This is a genomic window from Idiomarina sp. T82-3, assembly GCF_001577655.1.
Classification (GTDB): domain Bacteria; phylum Pseudomonadota; class Gammaproteobacteria; order Enterobacterales; family Alteromonadaceae; genus Idiomarina; species Idiomarina baltica.
Window position 1 is genome coordinate 26,679 of sequence record NZ_LSBQ01000020.1, and the last position, 20,990, is coordinate 47,668.

General features: G+C 46.6%; 20 protein-coding genes. 5 read left to right on the top strand and 15 right to left on the bottom strand.

The genetic code is table 11. The features are described from left to right. Window positions 1–2: 2 nt before the first annotated feature. On the bottom strand, window positions 3–386 hold the full coding sequence (locus AWU56_RS10810) for a DUF6746 family protein (RefSeq protein ID WP_286682524.1): 384 nt from the start codon (window positions 384–386) through the stop codon (window positions 3–5). Window positions 387–502: 116 nt separating this feature from the next. Between AWU56_RS10810 and AWU56_RS10815 the strand changes: the two genes are divergently transcribed. Continuing rightward, window positions 503–1,579, top strand: coding sequence for a transporter substrate-binding domain-containing protein (locus AWU56_RS10815; protein ID WP_286682525.1), 1,077 nt, complete (start codon window positions 503–505; stop codon window positions 1,577–1,579). Window positions 1,580–1,601: 22 nt separating this feature from the next. Then, window positions 1,602–3,455: an ABC transporter ATP-binding protein gene (locus AWU56_RS10820; RefSeq protein ID WP_286682535.1), complete on the top strand. Its 1,854-nt coding sequence runs from the start codon at window positions 1,602–1,604 to the stop codon at window positions 3,453–3,455. Here the strand turns inward: AWU56_RS10820 and AWU56_RS10825 are convergent. The 3 genes from AWU56_RS10825 to AWU56_RS10835 form a co-directional block, all read right to left on the bottom strand. Then, on the bottom strand, window positions 3,385–4,614 hold the full coding sequence (locus tag AWU56_RS10825) for an EAL domain-containing response regulator (RefSeq protein ID WP_286682526.1): 1,230 nt from the start codon (window positions 4,612–4,614) through the stop codon (window positions 3,385–3,387). The genes AWU56_RS10820 and AWU56_RS10825 overlap by 71 nt on opposite strands. A gap of 98 nt (window positions 4,615–4,712) precedes the next feature. After that, window positions 4,713–5,516, bottom strand: coding sequence for a mechanosensitive ion channel family protein (locus tag AWU56_RS10830; RefSeq protein ID WP_272978248.1), 804 nt, complete (start codon window positions 5,514–5,516; stop codon window positions 4,713–4,715). Window positions 5,517–5,528: 12 nt separating this feature from the next. Next, window positions 5,529–6,530 (bottom strand): hypothetical protein, encoded by a 1,002-nt coding sequence (locus AWU56_RS10835; protein WP_006954654.1) that lies wholly within the window; start codon window positions 6,528–6,530, stop codon window positions 5,529–5,531. Window positions 6,531–6,740: 210 nt separating this feature from the next. Between AWU56_RS10835 and AWU56_RS10840 the strand changes: the two genes are divergently transcribed. Further along, window positions 6,741–7,205 carry an Hsp20 family protein gene (locus AWU56_RS10840; protein WP_006954656.1) on the top strand — a complete coding sequence of 155 codons (465 nt, stop codon included), beginning with the start codon at window positions 6,741–6,743 and terminating at the stop codon, window positions 7,203–7,205. A gap of 77 nt (window positions 7,206–7,282) precedes the next feature. On the opposite strand, the gene AWU56_RS10845 is transcribed toward AWU56_RS10840, so the two are convergent. From AWU56_RS10845 to recQ, 3 genes are read right to left on the bottom strand one after another with little or no spacing between them, the layout of a single operon-like run. Further along, complete coding sequence (locus AWU56_RS10845; RefSeq protein ID WP_286682527.1) at window positions 7,283–10,117, bottom strand: EAL domain-containing protein; 2,835 nt, start codon at window positions 10,115–10,117, stop codon at window positions 7,283–7,285. 4 nt (window positions 10,118–10,121) lie between these two features. Beyond that, window positions 10,122–10,379 (bottom strand): DUF3630 family protein, encoded by a 258-nt coding sequence (locus tag AWU56_RS10850; RefSeq protein WP_006954659.1) that lies wholly within the window; start codon window positions 10,377–10,379, stop codon window positions 10,122–10,124. Then, window positions 10,372–12,213 carry a DNA helicase RecQ gene (gene recQ, locus AWU56_RS10855; RefSeq protein WP_286682528.1) on the bottom strand — a complete coding sequence of 614 codons (1,842 nt, stop codon included), beginning with the start codon at window positions 12,211–12,213 and terminating at the stop codon, window positions 10,372–10,374. Before recQ ends, AWU56_RS10850 begins: the two co-directional genes overlap by 8 nt. Before the next feature lie 84 nt (window positions 12,214–12,297). Here recQ and AWU56_RS10860 point away from each other — a divergent pair, with 84 nt between their 5' ends. Continuing rightward, entirely contained in the window at window positions 12,298–12,753 is a 456-nt protein-coding gene (locus AWU56_RS10860) for a thioesterase family protein (protein ID WP_006954664.1), read from the top strand. Window positions 12,754–12,768: 15 nt separating this feature from the next. Continuing rightward, window positions 12,769–13,698 (top strand): EamA family transporter RarD, encoded by a 930-nt coding sequence (gene rarD / locus AWU56_RS10865; RefSeq protein ID WP_006954666.1) that lies wholly within the window; start codon window positions 12,769–12,771, stop codon window positions 13,696–13,698. Here the strand turns inward: rarD and AWU56_RS10870 are convergent. The 8 genes from AWU56_RS10870 to lptM form a co-directional block, all read right to left on the bottom strand. Further along, window positions 13,691–14,113, bottom strand: a complete 423-nt coding sequence (locus AWU56_RS10870) for an OsmC family protein (protein ID WP_006954667.1) — start codon at window positions 14,111–14,113, stop codon at window positions 13,691–13,693. The two genes, rarD and AWU56_RS10870, sit on opposite strands and share 8 nt — an antisense overlap. A 62-nt stretch (window positions 14,114–14,175) precedes the next feature. Further along, the gene (gene uvrD / locus AWU56_RS10875; protein ID WP_286682529.1) at window positions 14,176–16,350 is read right to left on the bottom strand and encodes a DNA helicase II; all 2,175 of its coding nucleotides are present in this window, start codon (window positions 16,348–16,350) and stop codon (window positions 14,176–14,178) included. A 69-nt stretch (window positions 16,351–16,419) separates the two neighbouring features. Then, window positions 16,420–17,127, bottom strand: a complete 708-nt coding sequence (locus AWU56_RS10880) for an HAD-IA family hydrolase (RefSeq protein WP_286682530.1) — start codon at window positions 17,125–17,127, stop codon at window positions 16,420–16,422. After that, window positions 17,124–18,032, bottom strand: coding sequence for a tyrosine recombinase XerC (locus AWU56_RS10885; RefSeq protein WP_006954674.1), 909 nt, complete (start codon window positions 18,030–18,032; stop codon window positions 17,124–17,126). The genes AWU56_RS10880 and AWU56_RS10885 overlap by 4 nt, the downstream gene beginning before the upstream one ends. After that, window positions 18,019–18,714: a DUF484 family protein gene (locus tag AWU56_RS10890; RefSeq protein ID WP_006954675.1), complete on the bottom strand. Its 696-nt coding sequence runs from the start codon at window positions 18,712–18,714 to the stop codon at window positions 18,019–18,021. The genes AWU56_RS10885 and AWU56_RS10890 overlap by 14 nt, the downstream gene beginning before the upstream one ends. Further along, window positions 18,711–19,538, bottom strand: a complete 828-nt coding sequence (dapF, locus tag AWU56_RS10895) for a diaminopimelate epimerase (protein ID WP_286682536.1) — start codon at window positions 19,536–19,538, stop codon at window positions 18,711–18,713. Before dapF ends, AWU56_RS10890 begins: the two co-directional genes overlap by 4 nt. Before the next feature lie 4 nt (window positions 19,539–19,542). After that, entirely contained in the window at window positions 19,543–20,796 is a 1,254-nt protein-coding gene (gene lysA / locus AWU56_RS10900) for a diaminopimelate decarboxylase (RefSeq protein ID WP_286682531.1), read from the bottom strand. Further along, window positions 20,777–20,956 (bottom strand): LPS translocon maturation chaperone LptM, encoded by a 180-nt coding sequence (gene lptM, locus AWU56_RS10905; RefSeq protein WP_006954679.1) that lies wholly within the window; start codon window positions 20,954–20,956, stop codon window positions 20,777–20,779. The genes lysA and lptM overlap by 20 nt, the downstream gene beginning before the upstream one ends. Window positions 20,957–20,990: the final 34 nt, after the last annotated feature.

Below are 20,990 nucleotides of genomic sequence, written 5' to 3' on the forward strand. Positions count from 1 at the left end.
GGCTAGTTTTTCTTAGCCGAGGTGATTGTGTCGAGCGTGCGTAGGTAGTCTTTCGCAAAGCCTTTCACGCGCGCTTGGTTCATGGCCTCTGAACCTAAGTGGACCTGCTCCAATGAATTCGCCGCAACATCCAGCTCTTTACTCAGGCGCGCCAGCGCAACTTCTAATGTGTAGGTAATTTCATGCACTTTGGCTAAATCCTGAGCGGTCATCTCGCCTTCGGTTAAAGATTTCAGCTTCGCGTTATACTCATCAATATTGGCGAGCGCTTGCGCTAAATTTTCAGAAGGCTTCGGCTTAAAATGCTGATAGCTTTGTTGTTGCGCTAGCGCGCCGGCAGTCATTAGCACACTACACGCTACCAAAGTGTAAACCAGTTTTCGCATAGAACATTCCTCTTACTATTTTTCCAAAGTATTCAAATAATCAATCGGTATGACACTATTTTATGTAATCATAACTGCTAATCTTTAATTTGTATTAATTAATAAGGTACGTTCACATGCGTCATTTTGTTTTCGCGTTTATCGCCGTACTCATATCCTCATCTGCGTTTGCACAGCAGCAGGCGACACCGCAGCCTGAAGAGCCATTAAAAATTGCAGTACGCGTGAATGCGCCATTTGTCATTGAACAAAGTAACCAGCAATATCAAGGTTTGGCAATTCAACTATGGCAAGATATCGCAGATCGGTTAAACGTCAATTATGAACTGTATCCACTGCCCTTAGACGAGGTTATCAATGGTGTGGAGCGTGGCGACTATGATCTCGGCCTCGGTGCACTCACCATCACCTCTGAACGCGAAGCACGACTAGACTTTAGTCAACCGTTTATCAATGGCGGTCTGGCTATTGCTGTACCCGTCAATAACGAGTCAACTTGGTGGGCAATGACTAAACGCTTTGTGTCCTTTGATTTTCTATACATCATTATGATTCTATCGTTGGTGCTCTTTGTTGCCGGTGCATTAGTTTGGTATTTCGAGCGCAAAGAAAATACTGAAGAGTTCTCTGACCAGCCACTAAAAGGCCTGGGATCAGGCTTTTGGTGGGCCGCCGTGACCATGACCACCGTGGGTTACGGTGATAAATCCCCCCGCAGCTTGGGGGGACGAGCAGTCAGTCTGATCTGGATGTTTACCTGCGTCATCATTATTTCGAGCTTCACCGCAAGTATCGCTTCGTCGTTGACCGTTTCTAAGTTTCAGTCAAAAGTATCCAGTGTTGCAGATTTAGGTAATGCACGTGTAGCGACCATTGGCTCTTCAGCGACAGCGCGCTGGTTAGAAGATAAGAATATCGGCTTTGAATCTGTAACCGATCTCAACACAGCCTTAGCGAAACTCGACAATGGTCAACTCGATGCTGTGGTTTATGATGAACCTATCATTCGCTACCTAATTCGTACGCAGTCGTATAATAATGTCCGAGTATTACCCGAACGCGTAATTTCGCAAGACTATGGCTTTGTACTACCACAAGGCAGTCCGCTCCGCGAGTCTATCAACCGCGAGCTCTTAGCTATCATCCAAACTGAAGCATGGCGCCAAGAACGCAGCCGCTACCTCGGTCAATAATTTTTCTGGAGTTCAATCGATGTTGTTTAAATGGTTTGAAAATCGTATCAACCCGTTTCCCGAGGAAGAGCCAACGCAGCCGCCGAAAGGCTTCTTTGCGTTTTGTTGGCATTTTACTAAAGGTTCAACACCCTATTTGCTGATGACTGCGCTCTTTATGGCTGGAATAGCCATCGCAGAAGTTTGGCTTTTCGGTTTTTTAGGGCAAATTGTCGATTGGCTGTCACAGCAAGATCGCGAAACAATTTTTCAAGATCAGTTCATACCTTTAATGTGGATGAGCGCACTCGTACTTATCGGACTACCGCTGTTGGTTTGGGTGCACTCCATGCTGACTCACCAAACACTGCTCGGTAACTTTCCTATGCGCATTCGTTGGCAGGGGCATCGTTACTTAATGAAACAATCGATGAGCTATTATCAGGATGAGTTTGCTGGTCGGGTCGCAACCAAACTGATGCAAACCTCGTTAGCTGTCAGGCAATGTATCATGTCGTTTATTGAGATCATTAACTATGTCGTGGTCTATTTTATTGGCATGTTCTTTATTATTGGTTCCGCCGATTGGCGCCTCATGTTGCCACTCGCTATTTGGCTTGTGCTCTACGGGATCTTATTGCGCTACTATGTTCCGAAACTGGGACAGGTTTCCGCTTTACAAGCAGATGCACGCTCGGTTATGACGGGACGTATTGTCGATTCCTACACCAATATCCAAACCGTCAAATTGTTCTCCCATGCACAACGTGAAGCGCGGTTCGCTAAAGAGGGTATGAGCGAGTTTTTAACCACCGTCCACGCGCAAATGCGCTTGGTCACGCAACTCTATGGCTTTCTATATTTTATCAATTGTGGACTATTATTCGGATCCGCTGCGACCGCCATCGTCCTATGGCGAGGCGACTGGGTCACCTTAGGTGCCGTGGCGGTTGTCATTGGTTTAGTACTGCGCTTGTTCGGTATGTCACAAATGGTCATGTGGCAACTATCAACGCTGTTCGAGAGCATCGGCACCGTACAAGATGGGATTGGTTCACTCGCCGTTCCCCAACGTATTGTTGATAAGCCCGATGCCAAGCCGTTAAACGTACCGCACGGTAACATTCGGTTTAATCATGTCAGCTTTCACTATGGGAAAGGCTCCGGTGTAATGGAAGATTTCAATCTAGACATTAAACCGGGTGAAAAAATTGGCGTTGTCGGTCGCTCGGGTGCCGGAAAATCGACGTTGGTTAACTTATTACTGCGTTTTTACGATGTAGAAAAAGGCGCCATTACTATTGATGGTCAAGATATTAGCCAAGTACAGCAAGACACTCTGCGCGCTAATATTGGCATGGTCACGCAAGACACTTCATTGCTGCATCGCTCCGTGCGCGACAATATCCTCTACGGCCGCCCCGACGCCACCGAAGAAGAGCTGTTACTCGCGGTAAAACGCGCGCATTGTAATGAGTTTATCGAGCAACTCGAGGACTCAAAAGGACGACGGGGACTCGACGCTCACGTTGGTGAACGCGGCGTTAAGCTCTCGGGTGGACAGCGTCAACGTATTGCCATAGCGCGGGTAATGCTCAAAGACGCGCCGTTACTTATTTTAGATGAAGCAACATCAGCGCTCGACTCTGAGGTTGAAAATGCTATTCAAGATAACTTGTATCAACTGATGCAAGGTAAGACCGTCATTGCTATTGCGCATCGTTTATCCACTATCGCCGCGATGGATAAACTGATCGTAATGGACCAAGGTCAGATCATTGAACAAGGCAGTCACGAACAGCTCCTGGGGCAGGACGGTCTTTACGCTAAACTCTGGCGTCACCAGTCCGGAGGGTTTCTACCTGAGACACTTGATGAAGAGGCCACTCAATATTAAAAGCGCTCTCAATGGGTTGCGGTTTTGCAAAGCGGAAGCCTTGCATGACACCGCAGCCCATCTGAGTTATTAACTGTTCTTCTTCTACGGTCTCTACACCTTCAGCAACCACTTCCATATTAAGCTCTTTAGCAAGCTGCATAGAAGAGCGAATAACCGCTTGCGCAGAGTTATCTTTGACGGCGTCCTGAACAAAGGAACGATCGAGCTTAAGCTCTTCAAACGGTGTGTGCTTCAACCGATAAAGCGATGAGTACCCTGTTCCAAAATCATCAATGGAGAGACGGAAACCCGCTAGATGTAAACGTGCTAAAACCTCTAAAACATTAATCCGATCATGAGCTAAGCGAGACTCTGTTACTTCAATCACGATACGAGACGGAGAGACATTATATTCACGCAGCAGGTCAATCAGCATGTCCGGCAGGTGACGATCGCTAAGGCTCTCGATACTGAAGTTGACCGAAACGCTGACCTGCTCATCAAAGGCGTGAAACTGTTTAAAGTCGCTCAAGACAGTCTTCAAAAAGGTCAAACTCAGCTCACTGATAATACCAAACCGCTCAGCAACAGGAATAAACGTAGCTGGCGATAAAACCTGATCAGTTTTTTTATCGCGCCAGCGCGCCAAAGATTCAAAGCCAACCACCCGATTATCCTTCACATCAACCTTAGGTTGATAATAAGGGACCAACGCACCACTTCGAATGCCTTTGATAATCTGATTTGCTGATAACGAATATATAGAGTGAGGCTGTGGTGCAGGTTCATTAATCGGTCGCGCCATCAGCATGCGGACCACCTGATTGGGCGTAACGGGCTTGGTTAATCCCCCTAGAACTGAGTAGCCAAGTGAGCGAGCCAATTGCTGAACAACATCTAGCACTCGACTATCGTTGCCGCTGATAAATCCAATATCGCCTTCATAATGGGTTTCTGTTAAAAACCGTACAAATTGAAGACCATCCATATCCGACAAACGGAGGTCACATAAAATTAGGTCCGGGTGTTTACTGTGTTCAACTTCATGCAACACCTCAAACCCGCTTTCAAATCGCGTGACCGATGTAATACCTTGTTTAACTAAAATGCTCGAAAGGTGTTCCGCGGTAACCGCATCGTCCTCAAGAATTAATACATGCTGGTAGTTTGAGTTCATAATTGAGGTTCCGCAGCTTTATCGATGTGCGCCCTGCTAACTAATTGAGTCTTTAGTTTTACATTAATCACTCAAAAACGGATTAAACCCTTAAAAAATTAGTTCACTTTTGCGGTTTCAACTTTGGCAAACTCTATCTTCAAGTCGAGCAAACGTTGTTTACCACGAAGACTTAAGTCAGTGATGAACTTAAATTGCTGTCGCGGATCAACAGGGTATGCTTTCAAGCGATATCGTGTGCCCCACGGCTCATCGTTTACAGTAACCACAACAGGCTTGTGAATTTGTAGGTAGGGACTTGTCAATGCTATTTGCTCCAATGCCTCTTTTACCACCAAACCATCAGATTCTGGCGTCAAAAAAAACTCTGCCACACACATCAACGATGGACCGCCGTTATTGGCATTGAGCACCGCATGTTGCCAAATTTTCTCGTGTGGCATCGCAACGACCGTATCATCGGGCGTGACCAACTCGACGGTACGCAATCCTATGTGGGTCACCTCACCATAAACGCCGTCAATGGTCACCCAGTCACCGGGGCGATAAGGCATTTCGTGAATCGCAACGACTCCCGCTATCAAGCTCGACACATAATCTTTAATCGCAAAGCCAATAGCTAACCCAAGCGCTCCCAAGGCTGCGACCATATTTTTTAGCGTCGGCTCGATAAAAATTGGCACAAGCATAACTAACGCGACGATTACGACAACTAAGCGAATCAAAGGAATCAGCGCCAACGTGTACAAGCGTTGTTTACTATGAAGTAAGTTGGCTAGACGAGGCAGTAATCGCTGACTCAAAAATACAATAAGCCACGCGATTAGGATGATCGCAACAACTTGCAGAGCTGCGTTTGAATCAACCGTCTTAAACAAGTCGGAAATTTTTTGTGTGTCCATAAAATCCTACCCCTAACACGATGTCCAATTAAAGTCGCGTTGCGCTAAAAACTGCTTAGCGGCTGGGTAACCGAGTTCAGTGACCGACCACTGATCATCCTGATACCTCACAATTCCGTGACTACGCAATAAGTTTAGACTGTGCTCAATAAGGTTGGGCGCAATACTGTTAAGCACTTCTCCTAATAAAAACGTGCTAAGCCCACCGTGTAAAAGTAGTGCATAAATGACAAACGTTGATGTTTCACCATGAGCGGTTGGCACCTGAGGCATTTCAAGTACAATTTCAGTTTGTTCAGCCGCGACAGCAAAAGCGTTACGATAAGCCGCCGCAATGCCCGGGTGACCCTCACTCACCGCAACCAGACGTTTAGCATGCGCTCGACTCACAGCGATGCGACTGGTCACCATAGACTCAGTATCGAAAGGTCGTAACGTTAACGCCTGGCGATTGAGCCCGCCATGAGTCTTCTCTAAGTAGTAATATAACCAGCTGCCACAAATGACAAGCCCCGGTGATTGAGGCGTCTGAAGCGTTTTTCTCAAAAAGTTTTGCAACCAACGTATACCAAGAGGATGCCGAACAAAACCGTGCGATAAATCGTCCACCACCCAGGGTTCAGACGGTATATTTAACTCATCAACCGAACTTGAAGTCAGTAATGAGTCACGCTGAGGCATTGATACGGGTTGCCAGCCGTTTTGATTAGCCCATTTTCGTATCACACTCCAAGCTGGAGATGCCGGTGCGAGTACTAGCCAAGTGACACGTGGATCATCTTGGTTTTGCTGGTCCAATAGCGTGTTTAGCGAATCCAGTAAAGGTTGCTCATCAAACTTAAATTCGACGCCTTTCGGTTCCTCCTCTGCCGAATTTGCGGTGGATACTTCGACACGGCTCGGTCTGAGTGTTTGTAGCATCTTCTGCCACCAACGCTTTGCCAACATCGTTGTCGGCACACTGGGCGTTTCGTATTCGTTGAGTTCAATCCATCGCCAAAGGTTTTTGTCCACAGCTGTACTCGTTAGTTCATCTTAGTTTCATTTAAAAGGGTTGGTTGCCAAGATGCAATTTTTTTCTTTCTCTACTTGAATTGGCTTACGCCTGTCCCTATTTAGAAATTAAGGGTGAGGTCTCAAAGAGAGTCACCCTCAGCAAAGGCGACAACGATTTGTGCCTTTTTATTGAAAATTAAAATGTTATTGCTTCTAAGGAGAATGACTATGGCTACTATAGATTTAAGTCCTCTGTATCGCAGCAGCGTAGGTTTTGATCGTATGGCATCACTACTCGACGCAGCACTTCGTTCTGACACCAGTGCGAGCGGTTACCCTCCATACAACATTGAGCGTGTGGCAGATAATCAATATGCGATCACTATCGCAGTCGCGGGCTTCGAAGATGACGATTTAGAAATCGAAGTCGAGAACGGTGTACTACGTGTTACTGGCAAGAAAGCAGAAGAAAACGAACAACGTGAGTATCTGCATCGAGGTATCGCAAACCGAGCATTCGAGCGTAAATTCAGCCTTGCAGAACACGTCGAAGTAACGGGTGCAGCACTTAAGAATGGGTTGTTAACTATTGGGTTAGTAAAACGCATTCCTGAAGCGATGAAACCTAAGCGTATCGATATTGGTAGTTCGCCAAAAGAACTACTCGAGAATCGAGTTAAAAGCGAAAGCTAGTCTATTTTGTTTTCCCTGGGCAAAATAGTACAAGTTGAACAGAGGGCAGCATAAGGCTGCCCTTTTTCTTTGCATCATTACCAGCACGTCGGCTTACCGCAGGCAAAGCCTTGTAAGTAGTCAACCTGAGCTTTCGTTAACAACGCTCGCGTTTCATCATTTTCTACTCCGACTGCGGTCACTTCAATTTTATTAATTTGCGCTAAACGGATGCAGCTGTTTACCAACTCAGCATCAGTCGGGTCTAGCAACATATTTTGAACCCAAAATCGATTCACTTTTATCTGAGTCAGAGGTAAATACTTGAGCAAACGAAAGCTATTGAAGCCAGTACCAAACTGATCGATAGCCGTACCAAAACCTAAGTGATTTAACTCCTTGAATAGGCGATACGTTTCCTCAAATCGATCGTTTGCGATAGGTTCCGCAACTTCAAACATCAACTGCTTGGGTTGAATATTCGAGTGCGCTACCATCGACTCAATGAAGTTTATAAAGTCTGCATCCTCTAAGCTCTGCTGTGATAAATTCACATGACAACGCCAAGTACGTGTTGCTTCAAAGGGTTGTTCTTCGAAACGTTCTATAAGCTCTCGAAACAGCCAACGATCCGCCTTTCCCATAATCCCCGCTTGTACCGCGGCGTTTAGAAACTGCTGCGGAGCAATTGCTTCATCGGGCTCGAGTGCATCGTCATTGGGTAATCGCAACAAGATTTCATAACAGTGTTTATCCTGCTCAAGTGATGCGCTTAATATGGGCTGCCGAAATACTTGCCAGTCTTGGTTGACTAATGCACTACGAAGCCGATCTTCCCAACGCCGCTCTTCACTTGTCTGCAGCCGGCGATGATCATCCGCTGTAGCACTGTACACTTTAAAATCACCCAACTGCTGAGCAATTTTTTCTGCATCGTGCGCCTGTCGGATGAGCCGTTCTGCTATACTCAAGTTCGCATCTTTAGCAACGGCCATGCCCGCGTTTGCAGTGAACTGAAAAACGCGACCCTCGGTGCTATACCTAAACTCCCGTACAATTTGCACAAGCTGATAGCAAAGCGCGAAGACCGCTTGCTCGTCATCCGGTCCAAGAATAGCAATACCATTCACTGGGTAACGCGCAAGCCGCATTGTTTGCGGAGTTTTCTTCTTCATTTGCAGAATAAGTTGTAATAATGCCTGATCTCGATGTTGTCCTCCAACCTGATCACAGAGCACGTCGAAACCTTTAATATCGATCAACATCACCGTACATGGCTTTTGCTTGTCGAGCTTCGCCTGGAAAATTCGCTTAAACTCTTCGAAATTAAGCAAGCCTGTTAACGAGTCATGTTTGGCCAAATAGTTGAGTTGCATTTCTGCATCGATTTGCTTGGATACATCCATCACGTGGCCCAAACCATCTGGATAGATGGATACCGAAAACCAACGCCGTTGACCACTAATTAACGTGATATTCACCAACTGTTGCCAGTGCTCACTGCGACCTGGCTCGCGCCAGCTTAAAGCAGCTTCACCGAAAAGATCTTCAGCACTGGGCCAATGTTGCACCAACATGCTTTTATTTGAACATCCCAGCATAGAAAGAAAAGGCTTGTTGGCACGGATCCACTGCATCTTTCTATCAAGCTCAAACCAACCCTCTGAGCTACGCTGCTGAAACAGTCGCATACGTCTGCGAATAGTTAGATTCGCCGCTTTTAAACGATGAACTTTGTGGGCAAGTTGCTCGGATATACGCTCGAAGTTGGCAATCAATAACGCCAAGAGTGTTGCTGTCATCGCACAATATACGACAATGGTATTCTGACCAACCCAGGTTGAAGACATTCGCGGCCATGTTATCAGTAAGCTGAGAACGGTTAGCACAGTGAGTAGGGAGGCTTCCCAAAAGACGCGGTTGCGCGCGCGGCTCGATGTAATAAAGAACATCGCTAATAAGGCGGTAAGCATCAACGCTGAATTTTGCGCCGCCAGCCACCAAGCGCTCCTTAGCATAGGAGCCCATGGCTGCAATACCGCACTAACGATGAACACTAAGGTAATCAACTTTAAGCCGCGTACAATTTGCGATTGACGCGCTAGCCGACTAAATAACTCAACACATGCCCACCCCAGAACAACCAATAACCATTGTTGCGAGTAGGGCATTAATAGTTGTGCAATACTGGGCTTTAACGGCGAGAAATAGGTGATCCAAAGACCACTGTGCAATAACACGACGAGTATGAGAGTGACGCAAACACACGCAATACTCAGCTGAAGACGTCTCCGATTGCCTCGAGTCATACTAAATGCTGCAACAGCAATCAATACCATCAATCCCACATTAATACCCAATGCAGTTTGTTTTTGTTGCAGATGGAGCTGTAATGAGCCGGGATTCCAAAGCTGTATTGGATTGACATATTCGGGAGGGGTTTCGACAGAGACGAGCAAACGTACTGTAGTGCGAGCCGGCACTTCTATGGGTAACATCATTTGTTGTGCAAGGTACGGACGCTGAATCAGGCCATCTTTAAAGCGAACATCAGCCGAATCAATAACTTCTTCATTCCGATTTATCACAAATACTTGTGCGTATTTGACGTAAGAACCGCCGAGATCAACGACAAAAGCCTGATTGATAGCACTGCGATTGTAGAGCGTTGCCAACCCCCATACCGTTGTGTCGTTGTTGGCTTGCGCGCTTTGTTTTAGCGCTTCGAAAGACTGCCAGTATCGGGCACGATTAATATCGAGCTGCTGTAGAGACGTATTCGCTGGCAACACGCGAAATGTCATGTGCTGCGAAAGAAGCAGACGGTCGGTTTGCGCCGAAACAGTAACGATATCGCTCGCTGAAGCGTGGCTACCTATTAACATCAGAGCCCATATCACCAATAAAAAGCCGCTCTGCCTAGCGAATTTCATGATATTACAATTTCCTGACTTGTGCTTCGATCCATTGCTCTGTTCCCTCAAGTGGCACTAACCACGCAGCATCGCACAATGACGAGTAATGCAATAACCAATGTTTGCCGTCAATCGCAAGACGCCAGCTCCATAAGTCTGCACTGCATTCTCGTTCCTTAATAGTTGCATTTATACGTTGAGTTACCAAGGTTAACCACGCATTAATTTCCTGGTCGGTATCATCTTTCGGAAGCCTCGGTAGTGTGACGGTCTCATCCATCCAATACATCCTTTTCCGAACTGAGTGTAAGAAATGACTCTATCTCATCAATGAACGCCTCGCCATAACGCTCCAATTTGACCTGACCAACACCACTAATCACCAACATTTCTGGAGCTGAAGTTGGATATTTCTGACACATTTCTACCAAACTATTATCATTAAATACAACAAACGGCGGAACGCCCTCCCGATCGGCGATGTCTTTACGCAATTTCCTTAAACGTCTAAACAGCACTTTATTGTAGTCACCTCGGTCAGTGATTTTGCTTTGACCCGACGTCAAATTAAGACGAGGCTTAGCCAGTTCAAGCGTATTTTCGCCGCGCAGTATGGGACGCGCTTCTGCTGTTAACTGCAGGGCTGCATGTCGGCGGATATCTTGTACCAAAAAGCCACGGTGAATCAACTGACGGAGTATCGAATACCAGTATTCATGTGCCTGATCACGACCCAACCCATAAGTACTGAGCTCGTGGTGTTGGTGTTCAAGTACCTTTTGGTTTTTTGAGCCGCGCAACACTTCGACTACATGAGAAATACCAAACTGCTGACCAACCCGATAAACGCAACTTAATGCTTTTTGTGCATCTTCAAGCGCGTCAAAACGCGTTGGCGGATCGAGACACAAGTCACAGTTACCACATTCTTTTTCAGAAAACTCATTAAAATAATTGAGCAGTACTAAACGCCGACAAGTTTGGGCTTCTGCCATCGCTTGCATTGCAGAAAACTTTTGACGTTCTACGATCCCCCGATGCTCATTATCATGCTCATCTAGAATGCGCCGTATCCATTGCGCATCACTTGGGTCGTATAATAATAGTGCTTCCGCTGGCAAACCATCACGGCCAGCTCGGCCGGTTTCCTGATAATAGGACTCAATGCTACGCGGAATATCAAAGTGAATGACATAACGGATGTTTGGTTTGTTGATACCCATACCAAAGGCGACTGTCGCGACCACCACATCCAAGTCGTCGCGTAAAAACTGTCTTAATGTTGTCTCTTTCAGTTCACTCGCGAGACCTGCGTGATAAGGTGCTGCTCGAACGCCTGCATCTTGTAGGCTCTCGGCAATGTCTTCGGTCTTTTTTCGACTACCACAATAAATGATACCTGCTGCGCCTTTCTGCTTGCGTACGTAGTCTTTGACCTGCTTAAAAGGCTTATACTTATCTTGCACGACATAGCGAATATTCGGTCGGTCAAAGGAGCTACGGTGACAATAGGGTTGTCTTAGTCCCAACCGTTCGATGATATCTTGTTGCGTTGCCGCATCCGCCGTAGCAGTCAAAGCCATAAAAGGAACATTAGGTAATACGTGACGTAGCTGACCTAGTTGACCGTACTCGGGTCGAAAGTCATGCCCCCACTGACTGATACAATGCGCTTCGTCGATCGCAATAAACTGAGGTTGGTATGTTTGCAAACGCTCAATAAACGCAGCTTGCAACGCTCTCTCCGGACTTACGTAGAGTAAAGATACGTCGCCATTTTGTAAGCGTCTTAATACGTTTAAGGCTTGTTCAGAAGATAGACCCGAGTGCAACGCCTCAGCCGCAACACCCATTGCCTGTAATGCCTCGACCTGATCTTGCATCAATGACAACAACGGTGAAATAACGACCGTCAGCCCAGGTTGATGAATTGCGGGTAACTGATAGCAAAGTGACTTTCCACCGCCTGTTGGCATCAACACAAGTGTGTCTCGCCCTTCAAGCAGTTGCTGGATGACAGCTTCTTGACCCGCTCTAAATTGGGTATACCCAAAAACGTTGGCTAGCGTCTGCTGCAAGCTAGATGTTGTCGGCTGAGCTTCACTTAACGTCATAATAAAATCGGCTAGCTGTTATTGACTTAATGATTCGCATCACTCTATTGTAAGCGTCCTAGCCTCTTTGCACCATGATAAATAATGAATACCCAAGAAATTCTCACACGCGTATCTGCTTTTATGAACGAACAAGTACCTTTTCAAAAGTTACTTGGCTTTGAAATTACCGAGTTCACACCCGAGCGCGGCCAAGTGAAGTTTCGTTGGCAAGATCCACTCATGGGTAATGTTCCACAACGCATGTTACACGGCGGTGTAACCGCAACCGCCCTTGATACTGCCGGTGGATTGGTCGCTATCGCTGGTATGATTGAACGTTTACAGGAGCCTTCAGAGCATTACCTGATGGAACGGTTGAGTCGGTGTGGCACAATTGATCTTCGCGTCGACTACCTGCGTCCCGGTCGGGGTAAAGAATTTATTGCAAATGCATCGATAATCCGTTCAGGCAACAAGGTTGCCGTGGCGCGAATGGAACTTCATAATGAAGACGGTACGCATATCGCCTTTGGTACAGGCACTTATCTCGTCGGATAATCACTAGGTAACATCATGACCGAAGATGCTGTTCGAGCGCGTCAGGGCGTTTTCTTCGCGCTGGCCGCCTATTCATTTTGGGGTTTCGCACCCATCTATTTTAAATCAGTCCAACAAGTGCCGGCGTTCGAAATCCTGGCACATCGAATTATTTGGGCGTTTATATTAGTTTTTATCCTCATCGTAGGCTTAAAACGACTGAATCGTTTAAAGCCGATTATCCGTTCACCAAAAATGATGTTTCGTCTTACCGTCGCTACCTGTCTATTAGGAGGTAACTGGTTTCTATTTATATGGGCGGTTAATGCCAACCACATGTTAGATGCAAGCTTGGGTTACTACATTAACCCACTGCTCAATGTCGCCATTGGCATGGCTTTTTTCCAAGAGAAGATGAGACGGTTACAACTATTTGCTATTGGGTTAGCCATTGTTGGTGTGGGAATACAAGTCGTTACATTTGGCTCAGTGCCTTGGGTGGCGCTCGCTTTAGCGAGCAGCTTTGCGATTTATGGTGCGATAAGAAAGCGTTTGCCTGTCGATTCGATTTCGGGCCTATGGTTAGAGACGACATTGCTTGTGCCGGTCATGTTGGGATATTTATTGTTTTTCGCAGATTCACCCAGTGCTGATATGACAGCAAACTCATGGCAACTTAACGTGTTGCTGATGGCCGCAGGATTAGTTACGACGATACCGCTCCTTTGCTTTACGGCGGCTGCGCAACGCATTCGCTACGCAACACTCGGTTTTTTCCAATATATCGCACCGAGTCTGATGTTTATTCTTGCCGTGAACTTGTATGACGAACCGTTAGCAGAGAGTAAGCTCATTACTTTTGTGATTATTTGGAGTGCGTTGGCGCTATACACCTTTGACTCGGTGATACAGCGCCAGCGAAACCGCCGTCTAAAAAAGTCAGCGGTACAGGAGCCGATTAGTTAAGCGTTGCTTCCATCGTGATTTCTGCATTGAGAAGTTTGCTGATAGGACAGCCTTTCTTGGCTTCTTCAGCAAGCTTCTCGAACTCGTCCTGCTCAATACCTTCAATATCGGCCTGCACTGTTAAGTGAATCTTATCCACTTTGAAACCACCGTCAGCTTCAACTAAGCTCACTTCAGCTTTTGCATCAATCGAGTTAGGCTCATAGCCGGCCTCGCCTAGCATCAGCGAAAAAGCCATCGCATAACAGCCTGAATGAGCAGCGCCGATCAACTCTTCAGGGTTAGTACCTTTGCCTGATTCAAAGCGGCTTTTGAACGAATACTGTGTTTCATCCAAGATGCCACTTTGAGTTGATACAACACCTGAACCTTCTTTGATACTTCCTTTCCAAACTGCATTTGCACTGCGTTTCATAATAACTTCCTCATTAATGAGAGTGTATTATGGCTTACGCGCATAACGCGAATGTCGATCAACTAACTGATAGATGGTTCAAGTTTGGCATAAGCAACCACAAGCCACTTAGTCCCTACTTGATCAAAATTTATTTGGATACGGCTTTGCGGACCTGTGCCTTCATAATTGAGCACGGTTCCATCACCGAACTTCGCATGACGCACGCGCTGTCCCAACGAAAATCCAGTTTGCTCAAAGGCCTCATGACTTGCACCGGTATTGAAGCGTCCATAACTTGTCGGCTTTTGTACCTGAGTTTGCAAGCGCACTTCATGCAGAGCATCTGCTGGCATCTCGCTAATAAAGCGACTCACTTTGTGGAAAAAGTCTTGTCCATAAATACGCCGCTGTTCGGCGTATGTGATAACTAACTTTTGCATCGCTCGTGTCATACCGACATAGCACAACCGACGCTCTTCCTCTAAGCGCCCCGGTTCATCCATCGACTGTTGCGAAGGAAATACGCCTTCCTCGACGCCAGTCATAAAGACCATCGGAAATTCGAGCCCTTTTGCACTGTGTAACGTCATCAGCTGAACCGCATCTTGGTATTCATCGGCTTGCTCTTCACCCGCTTCCAACGCCGCGTGCGCTAAAAAGGCATTAAGCGGTGTAAGGTCTTCTTCAGTCTCGTCTTGAGTAAAGTTTTCGCAGGCACTAACTAACTCTTTCAAGTTCTCAACTCGTGTTTCCGCTTTCTCACCTTTTTCGGCCTCGTACATCGCCAGCAAACCAGAGCGTGATATCACTTCATTGCTTAAACGACCCAGAGTAAAATCTTCCGTTTCATCGTCAGTGGTATTGATAAGTTCGATAAAGCTCGCCACGGCATTGCGCGCTCGACCCGCCAGTTGCTTTTCATCTACAAGCTGGGTCGCCGCCTGCCAGAGAGACTTCTTCTGTTCTCGAGCGGTCTGCCGGATGATGTCTAAAGTGCGATTACCAATCCCGCGCGTCGGTGTATTAATGACACGCTCAATCGCCGCATCATCATCACGATTACTAACTAAACGTAAATAAGCGAGTGCATCTTTTATTTCTTGCCGTTCGAAGAATCGCAAGCCACCATAAATTCGGTAGGGAAGACGCGCATGCAGTAGCGCTTCTTCAAGTACACGTGACTGCGCATTGCTGCGATACAACAGCGCTACGTCCTGTAAGGCACCACCTTGATCGCGCCATTCCTCAATGCGACCCACAATATAGCGTGCCTCGTCCATTTCATTAAACGCAGCATAGAGGCTAATAGGCTCGCCCTCATTGCCTTCTGTCCAAAGATCTTTGCCAAGTCTGTCTGAATTATTTGCGATCACTGAGTTCGCGGCACGCAATATATTTCCGGTCGAACGATAATTTTGCTCAAGACGAATAGTCATCGCTGCAGGGTAATCGTCTAAAAACTGCTGAATATTCTCAACCCGAGCACCGCGCCAACCATAAATTGACTGGTCATCATCGCCGACAATGGTGACGATATTATCTTGCCCAGAAAGCAAACGAATCCAAGCATACTGAATCGAGTTAGTATCCTGAAACTCGTCTACGAGGATATGGCGGAAGCGTTTTTGGTAATGTTCCCGCACGGTTTTGTTATCACGCAGTAGCTCATGCGCACGCAAAAGCAGCTCGGCAAAATCAACTAGACCGGCACGGTCACAACTCTCTTGGTATGCCTCGTAAATCTGTTTTAAGGTTTGTTCGGTAGGATCAAAGGTTTCAATATGCTGTGCTCTTAAACCTTCGTCTTTTTTACCATTGATATACCATTGGGCTTGTTTTGCTGGCCAGCGCTTTTCATCCAAATTCATTGACTTAATTAAGCGCTTAACCAAACGTTGTTGATCGTCACTATCCAATATTTGGAAATTTTGCGGTAAGCCTACATCCATATAGTGCGCTCGCAACAGACGATGAGCGAGACCATGGAACGTACCTATCCACATATTTCTGACCGATGAACCGAGGAGTTGCTCAACACGACCTCGCATTTCCGAGGCAGCCTTGTTAGTAAAGGTCACGGCTAAAATACTGTAAGGAGAATAACGACGTTCTTGAATCAGCCAAGCAATTCGGTGCACTAATACCCGAGTTTTACCACTACCGGCGCCAGCCAATACCAGCATAGGCCGATCATCAGCGCTTACCGCCGTGGCTTGCTTCTCATTTAAACCGGAAATTAACGGGTGCGTGCTCATGCATGACTCCTTGGCTAACTGAATGAGGCTCAGTGTAATGATCCAATACTGTATAAGCAACCAGTTATCTTAAAGGAGTAATGCGCTAAGTTCCTGTAAGTCATCAATGGTCACCGTTGGCAATACGCGCAACTGGTGTGAGCGTCCTAAGCCACTGGTTAACCAAACACTTTGCATTCCAGCACGTTGAGCACCGAAAACATCCGACTGCGGCGAGTCACCAACGTGCAAAATAGCCTCGGGTGCGCAATTCATTGCCTGCTTTACGTACTCGAACATGTCAGTATTGGGTTTGCCACGGAAGTCATGGGTCGGTTGTAAAGCAAGTTTAAAGTAATGCCCGATGCCCACGCGCTTAACATCGGCATTGCCATTACTTACAGCCACTAAGCTATACCGAGATGCTAATTGATCGAGCAAGTCATGCACTTGTTCACTGACACTAAAGTCGCTGCGAAAGGCGAGGAATGCATCCATAATCTCATCGGTTACCGTGTCCGCATCATCGATCTCAAGTTCACGAAAGCCTTGTAGCAAAGTGGCACGACGCAGCGCAGTCATATTGTCTGCTAGGGCATCATCGCGTCGCATTAAGTCCAACCGACGCTGCCGCCAGTGCTCAATATCCCACTCTCGCGTCTTAGGCACACGTTCAGTGATGAGCGAATGGGTACGCTCCTCAGTCCGTTTAATAATCGGAACGTTGTCGTATAAAGTATCGTCTAAATCAAAACTAATGACTTTAGGCGGATGAAAGCGTCGATGGAAACGTATCATGAGGACTTCTTACCTTTAGTTGCACGAGGATGAGCCGAATCGTAAACTTCTGCCAATCGCTTAAAGTCCAAGTGAGTATAGACTTGCGTAGTCGACAGGTTCGCGTGCCCGAGTAACTCTTGTACGGCTCTTAGGTCGCCACTGGATTCCAACATGTGTGAAGCAAAAGAGTGGCGCAATTTGTGTGGATGTAAATTACCCACCACGCCTTGCTGTTTTCCCCAAAAATTGAGCCGTTGCTGCACGGTTCGCTGACTAATACGTTGGTTACGCTGACTAATAAATAGCGCGACCTCGGGACGCATAGCCAACCAATTGGCCCGTACTTTCAGCCAACGCTGTATCGCTTTTATAGCGATCTTACCCACAGGGACAATTCGTGTTTTGCTTCCTTTACCGACAACGCGCAGCTGTCCATAGCGAAGGTCGATACTATCCATATCTAAGCTCACTAACTCAGCTAAACGTAAGCCGCTCGAGTAAAGCAATTCCATCATCGCGGAATCTCGGATCGCTAATTCATCATCGAGGGGAAGTTCCAATAAATGTGAAATACTATCGACATCAAGGTTTTTAGGTAGCCTTTTAGGGATCTTAGGTGCCTTTAGGCCACTGAGGGGATCATCATTTAAATGTTGATAGTCAAGCATGTACTGCACAAAGGTTCGCCATGCAGATAGTTTAAGCGCAATTGAACGTTCGCCGAGACCATCTCGGCGCCACCCCACAAGTAGTCGTTCAAAAATAGAGCGAGTCAATTGATGGGCATGCTCGACACCTTGTCGGTCGAGCTGCTCAATATCGATCCCCGTCAGGCGTTGATAGTTTTTAATCGTCAGCTGAGCTAACCCACGCTCGCCTTCAAGTTGTTGCAACCAACGATGCTGAATCTCATGCAGCTTCATGATCAACGAGCAAGCGAGGCAATAAGGCGCTTAACAAGGCTTGTAATTGATTAATTAACAAAGGATCCATTGCTGGCTCAAAGTGGTCCGCTTGGCTACTGCCGACCGCAAACATGCCGACTTCACCTTGATCACCGAGTGACATCAGCGCGACTGAATGAACCGCTTCATCTTGAAACAACAGCTTGCGTTCTTGTTCAGTTAAGCGTCCAAGATAGATGGGACTCTCCTCAAAGCGCTTACTCAATAACTGACGGTGAGTATCTGCCGCAAACACTAATTGATCGCTGACTTCGATGGGGCTATCGAATACTTTCAACGTTAGGGCCGATAAACCTAAATCATCTTCAAATGTGTCACTTAAAGCATCGAGCGCCTGCTGTAGAGTTCGGCAATTTAGTAATTGAACATATAATTTACTATAGGCTTTAAAAATGGCCTCGTTTCGCCTTGCATTAATCATTAATTCGGTTATTTCTTCTTCCAACTGATTAACGCGCTCACGTAGCTTCTGTTGTTGACGTTCGACTAACGATACCGAGCCTTTACGTTCGTGAGAAACTGACAGACGACTGAGTAAATCATCATGTCGTTCGAAAAAGTCGGGATTTTGTTCCAAATAGGCTCGAATAAGGGTGTCATCAATGACAGGTGTATCAAGCGCTTGTTTGTTATCGTTCATATCACCATTTGTCCATCAAAAATAAGTGTTGCAGGTCCTGTCATTTTTACCGACTGACCCGCCTGCCAACGAATAGTCAACTCGCCACCGGGCAGCGCAACTTTAACTTGGCGCTCCAGTTTGTCTTGCTGCATTCCAATGACCGCGGCGGCACAAGCTCCGCTACCACAAGCTTGAGTCTCACCGACACCACGTTCAAACACACGTAGCTTTATCTGCTGACGCGAGACAATCTGCATAAAGCCCACATTGACGCTTTCAGGGAAGCGCTCATGCTGAGCAATTTTTTCACCTAATGACGCGACCGGAGCGGTATTTACATCGTCAGTTTCGATAACGCAGTGTGGATTTCCAAGCCCCATTACACCACACAACACGGTCTCATCGGCGACTCTCAATACATAGGTATGCTCGGGTTTCTGAGCTTTAAAAGGGACACTGGCTGGCTCAAACATGGGCTCACCCATTTCGACCGTTACTTGGCCATCCTTTTCTATATGCAAAACCATCGTGCCGGCTTTGGTACTCACTTTTAGGTGATTTTTATTTGATAAACCTTTCGCTTTAACAAATTTAGCAAAGCATCGCGCCCCATTACCGCATTGTGCGACCTCGCTTCCATCAGCATTAAAAATGCGATAGTGAAAATCGAGATCAGGGTCATATGGCGGCTCGACCAATAGCAGTTGATCGAACCCGATACCACGGTGCCTGTCTGCCCACTGCTTGATTTGCTCAGGATTCACATAAAAGTTCTGTGTGACATTATCGATGACAACAAAGTCATTACCTAATCCGTGCATTTTTGAGAACTGCAGTAACATCATTCTACTCCTCAGCGATAAGCCGCTCACCGCGGATCAGATCATCGAATGTTTCACGCTCACGTATTAACCATGCTCGGTCGTTTTCAACCAAGACTTCAGCAGGTCGTACACGCGTATTGTAATTTGACGCCATAGTAAACCCATAAGCCCCCGCGTGCTTTATAGCAATAAGGTCATCGGCGTTTACATTGAGATGGCGCGCATGGCCCAAAAAGCAACCTGTTTCACAAACAGGACCCACAACATCTACGATGCCATCCGCAACCCCGGTCAACTCACGTACAGGCACAATATCGTGCCATGCTTGATAAAGCGAAGGACGCATCAGGTCGTTCATTCCCGCATCGACTAACACAAACTGTTTGTCAGCTGAGCGCTTTATGTATTCAACTTTACTAATCAACACGCCAGCGTCCCCAACGATTGCACGTCCTGGTTCCAACATTAACGTGAGCTTAGGATAGTCGTGAGCTAGATCAATAACACCTTGAAGATAATTTTCTAAATCGAGGGTTGCGTGGCCTTCATAATCGACACCGAAACCTCCCCCTAAATCAAGGTGTGAAAGCTCAATTGCCTCTTCTTGCAGTCTTTCTAAGAGCTTAAACATACGCTTTGCTGCATCTAAAAAAGGCGCATCAGACATAATTTGTGAACCAATATGGCAGTCTGCACCTAACAGCTCGATATGGTTAAGCGTATGAGCTCTGCGAAAAACTGCCATAGCATCATTTATGGCTATCCCAAACTTATTAGCTTTTAAACCTGTCGAGATATAAGGGTGTGTTTTAGCGTCAACATCGGGATTGACGCGCAGAGACACGGGAGCACGTGTTTTTAGCGCCCGAGCAACTTGCTCAATCCGCTCTAGCTCTGCTGCAGACTCAACGTTAAAACATGCAATGCCTTTTTCGAGTGCGAAACGAATCTCTGCTTCTGACTTGGCGACGCCCGAAAATACCACCTGATTAGCGGATCCACCGGCTGCTAACACACGCTTGAGCTCGCCTCCTGAAACAATATCAAACCATGCACCCTGTTGAGCAAGTAGTTGCAATATAGCCAAGTTGCTGTTCGCCTTAACCGCATAGCACAACTTATGCTGACTCGGCCAAAACGCACGAAACTTTTGCCAATTCGCTAAAATTTGGCTTTTTGAGTAAACATAAAGTGGCGTACCAAATTGCTCAGCTAACGCTGAAAGGTTGTTAGACTCTATATGAAGCTGTCCCGCTTTATAACTTAACTGACTCATCGGCGTTACTTGGTTGTTGTGGTTGTGGTTGCTGTTGGTTTTTTTCAGGCATTGGCGCTGGTTGCAGAGGTCCTTTTTGACCACAAGCGGCTAGGGCGCATACACTGGAGAAAACGATACACAGTTGAATCAATGGCTTGGTTACATTTCGCTTAAACATCGCTAAACTATATCTTTATATTGAATATGCTCGT

Excerpts from the sequence above, each read along its gene's own strand:
- AWU56_RS10880 (WP_286682530.1), bottom strand. The coding sequence starts at position 17,127 with ATGATACGTTTCCATCGACGCTTTCATCCGCCTAAAGTCATTAGTTTT.
- AWU56_RS10860 (WP_006954664.1), top strand. The coding sequence starts at position 12,298 with ATGAATACCCAAGAAATTCTCACACGCGTATCTGCTTTTATGAACGAA.
- lptM (WP_006954679.1), bottom strand. The coding sequence starts at position 20,956 with ATGTTTAAGCGAAATGTAACCAAGCCATTGATTCAACTGTGTATCGTT.
- recQ (WP_286682528.1), bottom strand. The coding sequence starts at position 12,213 with ATGACGTTAAGTGAAGCTCAGCCGACAACATCTAGCTTGCAGCAGACG.
- AWU56_RS10885 (WP_006954674.1), bottom strand. The coding sequence starts at position 18,032 with ATGAAGCTGCATGAGATTCAGCATCGTTGGTTGCAACAACTTGAAGGC.
- AWU56_RS10870 (WP_006954667.1), bottom strand. The coding sequence starts at position 14,113 with ATGAAACGCAGTGCAAATGCAGTTTGGAAAGGAAGTATCAAAGAAGGT.
- lysA (WP_286682531.1), bottom strand. The coding sequence starts at position 20,796 with ATGAGTCAGTTAAGTTATAAAGCGGGACAGCTTCATATAGAGTCTAAC.
- AWU56_RS10830 (WP_272978248.1), bottom strand. The coding sequence starts at position 5,516 with ATGGACACACAAAAAATTTCCGACTTGTTTAAGACGGTTGATTCAAAC.
- uvrD (WP_286682529.1), bottom strand. The coding sequence starts at position 16,350 with ATGAGCACGCACCCGTTAATTTCCGGTTTAAATGAGAAGCAAGCCACG.
- AWU56_RS10815 (WP_286682525.1), top strand. The coding sequence starts at position 503 with ATGCGTCATTTTGTTTTCGCGTTTATCGCCGTACTCATATCCTCATCT.
- AWU56_RS10840 (WP_006954656.1), top strand. The coding sequence starts at position 6,741 with ATGGCTACTATAGATTTAAGTCCTCTGTATCGCAGCAGCGTAGGTTTT.
- dapF (WP_286682536.1), bottom strand. The coding sequence starts at position 19,538 with ATGTTACTGCAGTTCTCAAAAATGCACGGATTAGGTAATGACTTTGTT.
- rarD (WP_006954666.1), top strand. The coding sequence starts at position 12,769 with ATGACCGAAGATGCTGTTCGAGCGCGTCAGGGCGTTTTCTTCGCGCTG.
- AWU56_RS10850 (WP_006954659.1), bottom strand. The coding sequence starts at position 10,379 with ATGGATGAGACCGTCACACTACCGAGGCTTCCGAAAGATGATACCGAC.
- AWU56_RS10845 (WP_286682527.1), bottom strand. The coding sequence starts at position 10,117 with ATGAAATTCGCTAGGCAGAGCGGCTTTTTATTGGTGATATGGGCTCTG.
- AWU56_RS10825 (WP_286682526.1), bottom strand. The coding sequence starts at position 4,614 with ATGAACTCAAACTACCAGCATGTATTAATTCTTGAGGACGATGCGGTT.
- AWU56_RS10810 (WP_286682524.1), bottom strand. The coding sequence starts at position 386 with ATGCGAAAACTGGTTTACACTTTGGTAGCGTGTAGTGTGCTAATGACT.
- AWU56_RS10890 (WP_006954675.1), bottom strand. The coding sequence starts at position 18,714 with ATGAACGATAACAAACAAGCGCTTGATACACCTGTCATTGATGACACC.